Consider the following 12,736-nt stretch of genomic DNA (forward strand, 5'->3'; position numbering starts at 1 on the left):
GGGCGGCCAAAGCGTGTGAAGCGCGGCTAAGCCAGCTCCAGCACCCCGACCGTCTCGCCCTCGCTCAGCTCGCCGTTGGGCCGGAAACCCAGGCCCAGGTAGAACTCCGCGGGGCCGGACGCGCCCTCGTGCCACGTCACGTACAGCTCCTTGCCGCCCCGGCGGCGGATCTCGGCGGCGACGGACTCCACGGCGAACCGGCCGTAGCCGCGCCCCTGTTGGTCCGCCGCGATGTTGAGGCGCCACAGGCCGGAGCGGACGACGGTGCCGGGATGGACGTAGGCCTCGGCGAGGGACTTCACGACGGGGGGACCGCGAACTCCTGGTCGGGGCGGACCTGTATGCCCATGGCGGCGTCGATGTTGCTCCGGGTGATCTCTTCTAGGCGGGGCCCGGGCTCGGCGGCGGTGGTCGTCGTCATGCGTGCACGGTAGGCGGACGGATCACCGGCGGGCCACCGGAGTTCACCGTCACCCCAACTGCCGGTATCTGCCCCGGAAATAGGACAGCGGGCCGCCCTCCGCGCTGCCCACCTCCGCCGTCAGGACCCGCCCGATGACCAGCGTGTGGTCCCCGGCCGGCACCCGCTGCTCCGTGCGGCATTCGAGGGTGGCGAGCGCGCCGCGGACCAGGGGCGCGCCGGACGCCTCCCCGTGGACGTAGGGGATGTCGTCGAAGAGGAGGCGGTCGCTGATGCGGCCCTTCATGGCGAAGCGGCCGGCGATGTGGCGCTGGCTCTCGGAGAGGACGGAGACGGCCCACAGGGGCTGTTCGTCGAGGAGGTCGTCCATGCGGGAGCCGTTGCGGAGGCTGACCAGGACCAGGGGCGGGTCCAGGGAGACCGACATGAAGGCGGTCGCGGTCATGCCGACGTCCTCGCCGACCGGAGCCTGGGGGTCGTCCGGGTCGTACGGCTCCTCGTGCGCGGTCACCAGGACCACGCCCGCGGCCAGCCGGGCGAGGGCGGCGCGGAACTCGTCGTTGCTCACCCCCACAGCATGCCCGGAGTGATCGGCCTCGGTGGTTGACGCGGTGTTCAGCACGCCCGAAACGCTAATCCCCCACGTCCGCGCACCGCATCGGACCGCGGTCCGAACAGGATCCCCACAGGGTCCTAGGACCAACGGCCTACACGACGGAACAACGTCGTGCATCATGTCCACACACCCACAAAGTTTGCGTTCAGTAAACGCACAGGGAAAATGCAGAAACTCCACTCAATTGTTCATCTTCCGCTGTGACTTGAGTCACAAGGGGTAGTAATTGTTGACCCTGTGTACCGAGTGGGCAGCGCGCTGTGATTCAGTGGCGGGGAAGATGACCCTTGATTCGCTGCGAGGTCTCGGGGGGAGGGCGAGTATGGAGACCGAGTCGGAACCCTACGTCCGTCTTGCGACCCTGCGACAACTGCACACGGTCATGGCGGACATGAACACCGCCCGCAGCCTGGCGGACACCCTGCAGACCGTCGCCGACGGCGTGGTCAACGGGCTCGGTTACGAGCTGGCGTGCGTCAACCTCGTCCGCCCCGACGGCGACCTCGTGGTCGCCGCCTTCGCGGGCAACTCCGCCGCCGAGGCACTCATCACCGGCCGGGTCGGTTCGCGCGCCTCCTGGGAGCGCCGCCTCGGCATGGGCGAGGACTGGGGCGACCTGCGGTTCATCCCCCACACCGAGGGCTGGGTCCTCGACGAGGACGACGTACCGCAGTGGTACACCGACGGTCCCGCCCCCCGCTTCGAGGACGAGTGGCACCCCTCCGACCGGCTGTTCGCCCCCATGTACACGCCGAGTGTCTCCGGCGGCTCGTGCGGCGAGCTGATCGGCGTCCTGTCCGTGGACCGGCCGCGCAACGGCCGCCGGCCGGGCGCGTGGGGTCGTGAAGCGCTCCAGATGTACGCGTTCCAGGCCGCCATCGCGATCAGCAACGCGCGTCTACGTGCGAATATGCAGCGCGCACTTGTCAGACTCGAACGCGAGCAACAGGCCCTGCGGGCAAGCGAGGAGAGCTTCCGGCAGGCCTTCGAGTACGCCCCCTCCGGCATGGCGATAGCCGAGATGGGCGGCGACCAGCACGGCCGAATACTGCGCAGCAACGACGCCCTGTGCCGCCTCCTGGGCCGCCCCGCCTCCGCGATGCGCCGCTACTCCTTCTCGGACCTCGTCCACCCCGAGGACATAGGCACCCTGCTGAGAACCTCGGCGGAGGGCGGACGCGCGGAGCTCCGCCTGGGCCGCCGGGACGGCACCTACGTCTGGGTCTCGCTCCGCAACTCCGTCGTTGCCGACGCCGCCGACGGGCCGCGCTTCCTCCTCTCCCACGTCGAGGACATAGAGGACCGCAAGCGCCGCGAGCTGCAGCTCGCCCACCGCGCCGCGCACGACGCGCTGACCGGCCTCCCGAACTCGGCCGAGCTGCGCACCCGCCTCTCCTCCCGCCTCTGTCAGCGCCCGCAGTCCGCGTTCCCCGGCGAGATCGAGTCCCTCGACGCCGCGTACGGACACCCGGCCTACGACGCGAACGGCCACGGCTTCGACTTCCGGCCCGGCGCCGACCTCCTCGACGCCTACGACCACCACGTCCACACCATCGCCCCCGAGGGCGAGCGCGACGACGGCACGAAGGGGCTCGCGGTCCTCTTCTGCGACCTCGACGGCTTCAAGTCGATCAACGACCGGTTCGGGCACAACGCGGGCGACGCCGTCCTCATCGAGGTCGCCCGGCGGCTCGGCCGGGCCGTGCGCGACGGCGACACGGTGGCCAGGCTCGGCGGCGACGAGTTCGTCGTCCTGGCCGACGGACTCGGCAAGGCCGACGCCGCCGACCTCGCCGTACGCCTGCGGAACGAGATCATCCAGCCCATCAGGGTCGACGGCCGGGCCATGCGGGTCGGGGCCAGTTTCGGCATCGGGTGGGCCCACTGCGGGATGACGGCGGACGAGGTCTTGAAGTCCGCTGACGAACGGATGTACATCGAGAAACGATCTCGTCCCAAACAGCACAGACGTGCGGGATGATCTCCAGGTCAGCGGTCTGATGCGATCCGAGTCACCCGTTTGGACGACACGGAGCGGGTAGGCTCGGAGTTCTCCAGACGTATCTGAAGCTGACGTATCTGCACCCGCACCTGTTGAGGAGACCTAGGGATGACGCCCGGCAACAACGGCGCGAGCACGCCCGAGGACGACGACCCGTTCGGCTACCTGTACGAGGACGGCCAGGCCGCCGGCGCCCAGCCGCCCTCCGGCGGTGGCTACGGCTACCCGGGTTCGGTCAACCGAGTGCGCCCGGTGGGCGAGCGCCAGTACGGCGGCCAGCAGGCCGCCGCCCCCACCGCCCAGTACCAGCAGCAGTACGGCCAGACCGTCCCGCAGCAGCAGCCCTACGGCGCCCAGCCGAACGCGCACTACCAGGCCCCGGAGTCGTTCGGCGCCCCGCCCACCCAGCAGCCCCCGGCGTACAACAACGGCGGCGGCGGCCGTGGCCGCGGCCCCAACACCAAGGGCCTGCTGATCGGCGCGATCGCGGTGGTCGCCGCGGTGGTCATCGGTATCAGCGTGGCGATGATGAACGGCAACAGCGACAACAAGACGGGCGACCAGGCGGGGTCCACGCCGTCGGTTTCGCAGAGTGCTTCGCCGAGTGCGTCGAGCAGCAGCCCCGCGGCCGAGGCGGAACTGCCGAAGATCGACGCCAAGGCCCTCCTGCTGGGCGGCGGCGCCGCCACGGCGTCCGACGTCGACGGCGCCAAAGCCGACGGCGGTGTCTACGTGTCCGGTTTCAACGCGGTCGGCGCGTCCGTGACATGGAACATGAGCGGCCTCGCGAAGAGCGGCAACTACCGTCTGTACGTCAACTACGGCGTACCCGGCAAGGACGCCACCGCCACGCTCACGGTCAACGGCACGGCCCAGTCCCGCGCACTCAACCTGAGCAACTTCGCGAAGGCATCCGAGGGCGACTATGCGAAGGGCTGGACGGAAACCTGGGCGTCCGTTCAGCTGAACAAGGGCTCCAACACCATCAAGATCTCCTGCGAGCAGGGCGACCAGTGCGACGTCAACTTCGACCAGCTGTACCTGGTCAAGGGCTGACCCAGGCCGCGCTCGCGTCCCCCGTCACCGCGACCCGCCCCAGCAGCTCCTCGTAGGCCGCCCGGTCGAATTCGCCCGCCACGGGGGAGAGTACGGTCGCCGCCGACAGCGCGACGGCCCGTGCCAGCCGGTCCGGCCACGGCAGGCGTTCCACCCACCCCGACAGCAGGCCCGCGACCGCCGAGTCGCCCGCGCCGGTCGGGTTGCCGGGTATCCGTGCCGGAGGCGTCGCGTGCCAGGTGCCCTCCGGGGTCGCCGCCAGCAGACCCTGCGCGCCGAGTGAGGCGACCACGGCACGCGCGCCCCGGCGACGTGTGGCCTGGGTGGCGCGCAACGGGTCCTGGGAGCCGGTGAGTTCGGCCAGTTCCTCGGCGTTGGGCTTGACGATGTCGGGGCGGGCGGCGACTCCTCTGCGGAGGGGTTCGCCGCTGGTGTCGAGGAGGACGGGGATGCCGGCCGTTCGGGCTGTGCGGATCAGGCCCGCGTAGGCGCCCACCGGGAGTCCGGGCGGGAGGCTTCCGCACAGGGCCACCGCCGAGATCTCGCCGGTCAGCAGGGACTCGTACGCCTCCTGGAAGGCCCTCCACTCCGCCGAAGTGACCGTCGGGCCGGGCTCGTTGAGTTGAGTCGTGTCACCTGTCAGCTCGTCCACCACCGCTATCGTGCGGCGGGTCGCGCCGGCGACCGGGACGAGCGCGTCCAACACGCCTGGGGTGTCGGTGAGTTGGTCCTGGACCACCCGTCCCGTCGCGCCGCCCGTGAAGCCGGTGACCATCACCTCGTGGCCCAGGGCGGCCAGGACCCGGGCCACGTTCAGGCCCTTGCCGCCGGGGCGTTCCGTCACCTCGGACACGCGGTGCGAAGCGTGCGGTCGCAACTCCCGTACCCGGTAAGTGATATCGAGAGCGGTGTTCAGCGTGACCGTGAGGATCACCGCGCCGACCTCCCCCGAAGTGTGTGTATCCGCCGTCCGGTTCGGGCTCGATCATGCCAAAGAGGCGGCGGTCCGGCCCAGCCTCGGACCGGCCACCGTCCCCTGCGGATCAGCCCAGTTGGGGCTCCACCACCCAACTGCCGCGTCGCATCACGCCCTTGATGTCGAACGCCGAGTCCAGCAGCACCAGGTCCGCGTACTTGCCCGGCTCCAGCGAGCCGATCTCGTCGTAACTCCCCAGCAGCCGGGCCGGGTTGGCGGAGATCGCGGCGACCACGTCCTCGACCGGCAGCCGGTCGACGGTCACCGCGCGCTTGAACGCCCGGTCCAGGGTCAGCGTCGACCCCGCGATCGAACCGCCCTCCACGAGCCGCGCCACCCCCTCACTCACCTCTACCTCCAACGGGCCGAGCATGTAACGCCCGTCGCCGAAGCCCGCCGCGTCCATCGCGTCCGTGATGAACGCGACCCGGTCCGCGCCCGCGTGATGGAACGCCAACTCCAGTGCGGCCGGATGCAGATGCGTACCGTCGTTGATCAACTCGACCGTGATCCGCTCGTCCTCGAGCAGCGCCGCGATCGGACCGGGGTCACGGTGACCGAGCGGCGGCATCGCGTTGAACAGGTGCGTGGCGACCGTCGCGCCCGCGTCGATCGCCTCCACCGTCTGCTCGTACGACGCGTCCGTGTGGCCGATCGCCGCGATGACGCCGTGTTCGGCGAGGAGGCGTACGGAGTCGAGGCCGCCCGGCAGTTCGGTGGCGAGGGTGACCATCTTCGCCCGGCCGCGGGCCGCGTCGACCAGCTTGCGGACGTCCGCCGGGTCGGGGTCGCGCAGCAGTGCCTCGGAGTGCGCGCCCTTGCGGCACGGTGAGATGAACGGGCCCTCGAAGTGGATACCGGCGAGGTCGCCCTGCTCGGCCAGTTCGGAGAGGAGGCCGGCGCGGTGGGCGAGGAAGTCCATGTCGCCGGTGACTGTGGAGGCGACCAGGGTGGTGGTGCCGTGCAGGCGGTGGGTGTGGATGCCCTTGAGGACGTCTTCGAGGGTGCCGGAGGTGAAGGAGGCTCCGCCGCCGCCGTGGTTGTGCAGGTCGACGAATCCCGGGACCAGCCAGTGGCCGGTGACGTCGAGTACCTGGGCGTTGTCGGGGGCCGCGCCGGTGATTCGGGGGCCGTCGATGATGAGGCGGCCTTCGCGCACGATGCCCGTCGGGAGGACCGCGTTGGCGCCGGACAGGATGAGGGGCCTGGTGCCGGTTGCGGGCTGCGGGTGCTTTGTGGCTGGTCGCGCCCCGCGGCGGAGCCGCATATTGACGCTGTCCCGCGCCCCTGGGGGGGTTGCCATCAGGGCGTTACCTCCGTGCGGTCGGTGTGGTTGAGGAGATCCCAGGCCAGAAGGCCCGCGCCCAGGCATCCCGCTGTGTCGCCCAGGGCCGCCGGGACGATCGACGGCAGCTTCTGGAAGGTGATCCGGCGCCGGACCGCCTTCCGCAGTGGTGTGAACAACGTTTCCCCCGCCTCCGCCAGGCCGCCACCGATGATGATCGTGCGGGGGTCCAGGAGGGTGAGGGCGGTGACGAGGCCGTCGGCGAGGGCGTCCACGGCCTCCTGCCAGATGGTCTGGGCCCGGGGGTCCCCGGAGTCGACGGCCTTGGCGCAGTCGGCCGCGTCCGCCGACGGGTCCCCGGTGACGGACGCCCAGGCCTCGCTCACCGCCGCCGCCGACGCGTACCGCTCCAGGCAGCCGGTCTGGCCGCAGGGGCAGGGGGTGCCGCCGGGGCGTACGACGATGTGGCCGATCTCGCCCGCGAAGCCGTGCGCGCCCGCCTCCACCCGGCCGTCGATGCCGATGGCGCCCGCGATGCCGGTGCCGAGCGGGACGAACAGGAAACGGTCGGCGCCCTTGCCCGCGCCGATGCGGCCCTCGGCGAGGCCGCCGGTGCGGACGTCGTGGCCGAGGGCGACCGGGACACCGCCGAGGCGGGCGGCGAGCAGGTCGCGCAGGGGGACGTCGCGCCAGCCGAGGTTGGCCGAGTAGGCGGCGATGCCCCGTTCGGCGTCGACGATGCCGGGGACGGCGACGCCGGCGGCGGACGCGGGCTCGCCGTAGTGCTCCTCGCCGTACGCGCGCAGCTCGGCGGCGAAGCCGAGGATGTGCTCGACGACCGCGTCCGGACCGCGCTCGCGGCCGGTCGCCCGGCGGGCCCGGTGGAGCAGCTCGCCGTCCGGCCCTGCGAGGGCGGCCTTCATCCCGGTGCCGCCCACGTCGAGGGCGATGACATGTCTCACGGGGGACAGTGTGGCCCGTCTACCCGCGAGAGGTCTAGTCCACTTACGTGGTGTAGACCTTATGGGTTCGCAGAGCGAACGTCACGACAGCAAAGGTTGGGGATTCAGTAGTGCAGCGGCGCAGGACAGGAACGATCGCGGCGGTGTCCGCACTGGGCATGACGGCGGTCCTCGGCGGCTGCGGCCTCGGCGGAGACTCCGGTGAGGTCACCCTGAGACTGGTCGCCGCCGACTACGGCGACTCCGCGTCGAACAGTTCGCGGAAGTACTGGGACACGCTCGTCAAGGCGTACGAGGCGAAGCACTCCGGTGTGCGGATCGACGTCAGCGTGTACTCGTGGAACGAGGTCGACGCCAAGGTCAAGGCGATGGTCGACGCCGGGAAGGCGCCCGACATGGCGCAGATCGGCGCGTACGCGGACTACGCGGCGGCGGACAAGCTGTACTCCACCGCCGACGTGCTCTCCATCCCCGTCGAGGCCGACTTCCTGGAGCCGCTCGCGGATGCCGGGCAGGTCGACCACATCCAGTACGGCATGCCGTTCGCCGCGTCCACGCGCGTCCTCTTCTACAACAAGACCCTCTTCGCGGAGGCCGGTCTGACCCCGCCGAAGGACTGGAGCGAGCTGGCCGCCGACGCGGAGGCGCTGAAGGCGCGGGGCGTGAAGTACCCGTTCGCGCTGCCGCTCGGTTCCGAGGAGGCGCAGGCCGAGACGATGCAGTGGCTGCTCGGCGGGGGCGGCGGCTACACCGACGACATCGGCACGTACACCCTCGACTCCACGCAGAACGTCTCCGCCCTCACCTGGCTGCGCGACAACCTCGTCGACAAGGGCCTGACCGGTCCCGTCGCACCGGCGAAGCTCAACCGCGCGGACGCCTTCGCCGCCTTCGCGAACGGTGACGTAGGCATGCTCAACGGGCACCCGACCCTCATCCAGCAGGCCACCAGGAAGGGCGTCGAGTTCGGCACGGTCGCGCTGCCGGGGCGCACCGGCAGGGCCAAGACCACGATGGGTGTCGCCGACTGGATGACCGCCTTCAAGCAGAACGGCCACCGCGACCGGATCGGCGACTTCCTCGACTTCGTCTACAGCGAGAAGAACGTCCTCGCGTTCTCCCGGGAGTACGACCTCCTTCCCGTGACCAACTCCGCGTCCAAGGAGATGCAGGCGTCGCAGCAGGACCGAGCCCTCAGGCCGTTCCTGGAGGAACTCCCGCTGTCGACCCTCTACCCGGTCGGCAACACCTCCTGGGCCACGGTCAGCGCCGACATCAAGAAGCGGATAGGGCAGGCGGTGTCCGCTAACGGCAGCCCGGGGGCGGTGCTGGGCCGGCTGCAGGCGGCGGCGACGCTGGCGGAGAGCGGCCAGTAGCGTCGAGCGGCGCTCGGGGGCCGTTGTCAGTGGCGGGGGTTACGGTGCGGGGCATGGACAAGGACGGGCACCCGCGACTTCCCTCGCTGAACCGAAGGGAACAGGACATCCTCGCGCTGGAGCGCCGCGGCTTCCCGGGCCCCGGCGCGAAGGAGCGTGCGATACGCGAGGAACTGGGCCTGGCCCCCGTGCGCTACTACCAGCTGCTCAACGCCCTGCTGGACGACGAGCGGGCGCTCGCCCACGACCCGGTGACGGTGAACAGGCTGAGACGGGTGCGGGAGACGCGGCGCTCGGAGAGATGAGCCGGATAGGGTCGACGCATGGGCAGCCCCAAGGACTCCAGCGATCCCGTCGATGCCGTCGCTCCCCAGGACGTACTGCCGACTCCCGTCACCGGTGCCGGGCGCGAGGGCCTCGAAGCGATTCTCGCGAACCCCTCCGCCGCGGTGATCGGGCTCGACTTCGACGGCACGCTCGCGCCGATCGTGCCGGACCCCGAGCAGGCGCGTGCCCACCCGGACGCGGTGCCCGCGCTGGCCGCACTCGCCCCGAAGGTGGCCTCCGTGGCCGTGATCACCGGCCGCCCGGCCGGCGTGGCGGTCCGCAACGGCGGCTTCGCGGGCGTGCCGGGACTGGAACACCTCGTCGTCCTGGGCCACTACGGCACGGAACGCTGGGACGCGGTGAGCAGCACCGTCAGCGCCCCCGCCCCGCACCCCGGTGTGGCCGCCGTCCGCGCCGAACTCCCGGGCTTCCTCGACCGCATCGGCGCCTGGCAGGGCACCTGGATCGAGGAGAAGGGCCGCGCGCTCGCCGTCCACACCCGCCGCGCCACCGACCCCCAGGCCGCCTACGAGGCCCTCCGCGGCCCCCTCACCGACCTCGCCACCCGCCACGGCCTGATCGTCGAACCGGGCCGCATGGTCCTGGAACTCCGCCCACCCGGCATGGACAAGGGCGTCGCCCTCCTCGAGTACCTCCGCGAGACCGGCGCCGAGTCCGTCCTCTACGCCGGCGACGACCTCGGCGACCTGCCCGCCTTCGCCGCCGTCGAGAAGCTCCGCTCCGACGGTGTCCCGGGGCTGCTGGTGTGCAGCGGCAGCGACGAGGTCACCGAACTGCGGGAGCGGGCCGACCTGGTGGTGGACGGCGCGGCAGGAGTCGTAGAGCTGCTGTCGGCGCTCGCGGCTCGACTGGGCTGAGCGGGGCGGCGGCGCGGAGGGGGGTGTTCTGAAAAATGTGACACTTCGGGGTGGGAGTGTCACATTTTTCGGAAGAGGGTGTGGCGCGGGCGGGTCAGCTCCGCAGCGCGTCCAACTGCTCCAGGAACCACTGGGCCGGCGGAAGGGCCGTGGCCGCTGCGGCCAACCTCTTCGTCCGCTCGGCACGCTCCTCGGCCGGCATCGTCAGGGCCTCGTGGAGAGCGGCGGCCGTGGCGGTCACGTCGTACGGGTTGACCGGGATCGCGTCCTCGCCCAACTCCTCGTACGCGCCCGCCTCCCGGGAGAGGACCAGGACGCAGCCCTCGTCGGAGACGACCGGGACCTCCTTGGCGACGAGGTTCATGCCGTCGCGGATGGGGTTGACGAGGGCCACGTCGGCGAGGCGGTACGCGGCCAGGGAGCGGGCGAAGTCGTCCTTGACGTGCAGCACGACCGGGGTCCAACCAGCCGTCCCGTAGCGGGAGTTGATCTCGTCCGCGAGCCGCCGCACCTCGGCGGTGTAGTCGCGGTAGACGGCGAGGTCCTGCCGGGAGGGGTAGGCGAACGCCACGTGCACGACCCGCTCCCGCAACTCCGGGTGGTCGTCGAGGAGTTGGCGGTAGGCGAGCAGTCCGCGCACGATGTTCTTGGACAGTTCGGTGCGGTCGACGCGGACGATGGTCCTGCGGCCCGCGCCGATCTCCTCGCGCAACGCCGCCATCCGCTCCGCCACGTCCGCCTCGTGCGAACGGGCGCGCAGGAAGTCGGCGTCGGCACCGAGTCCGTGGACGCCGAGCCGCGTGTCCCCGAGCCCCCCGGCGAACTCCGTACAGCAGGCCGTGAACGCGTCCGCCCAGCGGTGGGTGAGGAAGCCGAGCCGGTCCGCGCCGAGCATGCCCGTCAGCAGCCGCGTCCGGATGTCGTCCGGCAGCATCCGGAAGTAGTCCACCGGCGCCCACGGCGTGTGCGAGAAGTGCCCGATCCGCAGGTCGGGGCGCAACTCGCGCAGCATCCCCGGCACCAGGCACAGGTGGTAGTCCTGCACGATCGCGACGGCACCCTCCGCCGCCTCCTCCGCCAGCGCCTCCGCGAACGCGCGGTTGTACGTCTCGTACGACGCCCACCGGCGCCGGAACTCCGCGTCGAAGACCGGCTCCAGCGGGGTCTGGTACAGCATGTGGTGGACGAACCACAGCACGGAGTTGGCGATGCCGTTGTACGCGTCGGCGTGCACGTCGGCCGGGATGTCCAGCATCCGCACGCCGTCCTCGCCGACCCCGCGCCGCACCGCCTCCCGGTCGCCGTCGGACAGCGCCGAGCACACCCACAGCGCCCCCGCGTCCGGCCCGATCGCCGACAGCCCGGACACCAGCCCGCCGCCGCCGCGCCGGGCGCGCAGCGCACCGTCGTCGCCCACCTCGTACGAGACCGGGCCGCGATTGGAGGCGACGAGCACCTGAGCAGCACCGGACGCGGACGGGAGGGACGACGTGGAAGCCATACGGCACAACCTAGCCCGGCCCGGAAACGCTCAAACGTACGGACGGGTCACAACGGACCGGACGGGTCCGTATACGGCCCGCCCACGGACAGACCTCAGGCCACCTTGCGTGACTGGTACTCGGTGATGTCGGCCATCGGCGGCCGTTCCTCCGTGTCCACGGAGTACGTGCGCGGCTCGAAACCGTCCGGACCCCGCTCGAACTGGGTGAGGGACGGCCGGATGAGATGCCCGCGGGCCAGCCTCAGCTGTGCCGTGCGGTAGATCTGCGCGGCCATGCGGCCCAGCGCCTGCCCGTCCTGGTGGCGGTGCTTGCGCACGCCCACGTCGACCTGGGCGAGGGCGTCGAGGCCCACCAGGTGCAACGCGTCGACGAGCATGCCCAGCTCGACGCCGTAGCCGACCGGGAACGGCAGCTGTTCGAGCAGCGAGCGGCGGGCCGCGTACTCGCCGCCGAGCGGCTGCACGAAACCGGCCAGCTGCGGCCAGTGCATGTTCAGCAGCGGGCGCGCCATGAGTTCGGTGACGCGTCCGCCCTGGCCGGCGGCGCCGCCGAGCGGGCGGTCGTACATCGCCTTGACGAGGTCGACGCCGGGGTCGGTGAGCAGCGGGCCCACTATGCCGGTGACGAAGTCCGAGGAGAACTCCTTCAGGTCCGCGTCGACGAAACAGACGATGTCGCCGCTGGTGACCAGCAGCGAGCGCCACAGCACCTCGCCCTTGCCGGGCACGGCGGGGATGCGGGGCAGGATGTCGTCACGGTGCACGACCCGGGCGCCCGCCGCGGCGGCCACCTCGGAGGTGCGGTCGGTGGACCCGGAGTCGACGACGACGATCTCGTCGACGAGCGGGACCTGCTGCATGAGGTCGTGACGGATGATCGCGACGATGTCGCCGACCGTCGCTTCCTCGTTGAGCGCGGGCAGCACGACACTGACCGACTGGCCCGTGCGGTGCTTGGCGGCGAGAATCTTGTGGAGCGGGCGATCGGTCATGGACCAGGAGCGGGTGCTCAGCCAGTGCTCGACTTCCTTCAGCACGTTGCGCGGCTCCTCTGCGTTCCATCTCGCGGTTCGGACGGCTCACTCAACTGTCCTGGCCTTCGGTTACAGTTTTGAACAACGCTGATGACCATCGCATGTCGGGGGCCGTCAGCGGGACAATCGCATACACAACTGAACACCGCTCATCCAGAGGGGCAGAGGGATACGGCCCGTTGAAGCCCCGGCAACCCTCCAGCCGGTCTTGTCGCACACAGATGCGCCGAGGCTCCCGGCTCGGGAAGGTGCCAAATCCGTCTCACGGCGAAACGCGTCGTGAGGAAGATGAGGAAAGG

At 71.0% G+C, this 12,736-nt stretch carries 11 protein-coding genes, 1 pseudogene and 1 riboswitch; of the genes and pseudogenes, 5 read left to right on the forward strand and 7 right to left on the reverse strand.

The window, feature by feature from the left end:
* Positions 1-26: 26 nt before the first annotated feature.
* A pseudogene (locus ACIQBL_RS38455) lies at positions 27-421 on the reverse strand (GNAT family N-acetyltransferase).
* Between the two features lie 49 nt (positions 422-470).
* Positions 471-1,043 carry a flavin reductase family protein gene (locus ACIQBL_RS38460; RefSeq protein WP_401950870.1) on the reverse strand — a complete coding sequence of 191 codons (573 nt, stop codon included), beginning with the start codon at positions 1,041-1,043 and terminating at the stop codon, positions 471-473.
* A 316-nt stretch (positions 1,044-1,359) separates the two neighbouring features.
* Here ACIQBL_RS38460 and cdgB point away from each other — a divergent pair, with 316 nt between their 5' ends.
* Both cdgB and ACIQBL_RS38470 read left to right on the forward strand, forming a co-directional pair.
* Positions 1,360-3,018 carry a diguanylate cyclase CdgB gene (gene cdgB, locus ACIQBL_RS38465; RefSeq protein WP_401950873.1) on the forward strand — a complete coding sequence of 553 codons (1,659 nt, stop codon included), beginning with the start codon at positions 1,360-1,362 and terminating at the stop codon, positions 3,016-3,018.
* A 129-nt stretch (positions 3,019-3,147) separates the two neighbouring features.
* Positions 3,148-4,095, forward strand: coding sequence for a CBM35 domain-containing protein (locus tag ACIQBL_RS38470; RefSeq protein ID WP_401950875.1), 948 nt, complete (start codon positions 3,148-3,150; stop codon positions 4,093-4,095).
* On the opposite strand, the gene ACIQBL_RS38475 is transcribed toward ACIQBL_RS38470, so the two are convergent.
* The 3 genes from ACIQBL_RS38475 to ACIQBL_RS38485 form a co-directional block, all read right to left on the reverse strand.
* On the reverse strand, positions 4,085-5,029 hold the full coding sequence (locus ACIQBL_RS38475; RefSeq protein WP_401950877.1) for a 1-phosphofructokinase family hexose kinase: 945 nt from the start codon (positions 5,027-5,029) through the stop codon (positions 4,085-4,087). The two genes, ACIQBL_RS38470 and ACIQBL_RS38475, sit on opposite strands and share 11 nt — an antisense overlap.
* 109 nt (positions 5,030-5,138) lie before the next feature.
* Complete coding sequence (nagA, locus tag ACIQBL_RS38480; protein WP_401951133.1) at positions 5,139-6,269, reverse strand: N-acetylglucosamine-6-phosphate deacetylase; 1,131 nt, start codon at positions 6,267-6,269, stop codon at positions 5,139-5,141.
* A gap of 104 nt (positions 6,270-6,373) precedes the next feature.
* Positions 6,374-7,318, reverse strand: a complete 945-nt coding sequence (locus tag ACIQBL_RS38485; RefSeq protein WP_401950880.1) for an ROK family protein — start codon at positions 7,316-7,318, stop codon at positions 6,374-6,376.
* A gap of 158 nt (positions 7,319-7,476) precedes the next feature.
* Between ACIQBL_RS38485 and ACIQBL_RS38490 the strand changes: the two genes are divergently transcribed.
* From ACIQBL_RS38490 to otsB, 3 genes are read left to right on the forward strand one after another with little or no spacing between them, the layout of a single operon-like run.
* A complete protein-coding gene (locus ACIQBL_RS38490; protein WP_401951136.1) occupies positions 7,477-8,694 on the forward strand; it encodes an ABC transporter substrate-binding protein in 1,218 nt (405 codons plus the stop codon).
* A gap of 53 nt (positions 8,695-8,747) precedes the next feature.
* Entirely contained in the window at positions 8,748-8,999 is a 252-nt protein-coding gene (locus ACIQBL_RS38495; protein ID WP_401950882.1) for a DUF3263 domain-containing protein, read from the forward strand.
* A gap of 18 nt (positions 9,000-9,017) precedes the next feature.
* A complete protein-coding gene (otsB, locus tag ACIQBL_RS38500; RefSeq protein ID WP_401950885.1) occupies positions 9,018-9,899 on the forward strand; it encodes a trehalose-phosphatase in 882 nt (293 codons plus the stop codon).
* Positions 9,900-9,993: 94 nt separating this feature from the next.
* Here otsB and ACIQBL_RS38505 read toward each other — a convergent pair whose 3' ends face one another.
* Both ACIQBL_RS38505 and ACIQBL_RS38510 read right to left on the reverse strand, forming a co-directional pair.
* The gene (locus ACIQBL_RS38505; protein WP_401950888.1) at positions 9,994-11,400 is read right to left on the reverse strand and encodes a trehalose-6-phosphate synthase; all 1,407 of its coding nucleotides are present in this window, start codon (positions 11,398-11,400) and stop codon (positions 9,994-9,996) included.
* Between the two features lie 95 nt (positions 11,401-11,495).
* Positions 11,496-12,440, reverse strand: a complete 945-nt coding sequence (locus ACIQBL_RS38510) for a glucosyl-3-phosphoglycerate synthase (protein ID WP_401950890.1) — start codon at positions 12,438-12,440, stop codon at positions 11,496-11,498.
* 143 nt (positions 12,441-12,583) lie between these two features.
* A riboswitch (SAM riboswitch) is annotated at positions 12,584-12,732 on the forward strand.
* The last annotated feature ends 4 nt before the right edge of the window (positions 12,733-12,736 follow it).

The sequence above is a fragment of the Streptomyces sp. NPDC088350 genome (genome assembly GCF_044753545.1).
Classification (GTDB): Bacteria; Actinomycetota; Actinomycetes; order Streptomycetales; family Streptomycetaceae; genus Streptomyces.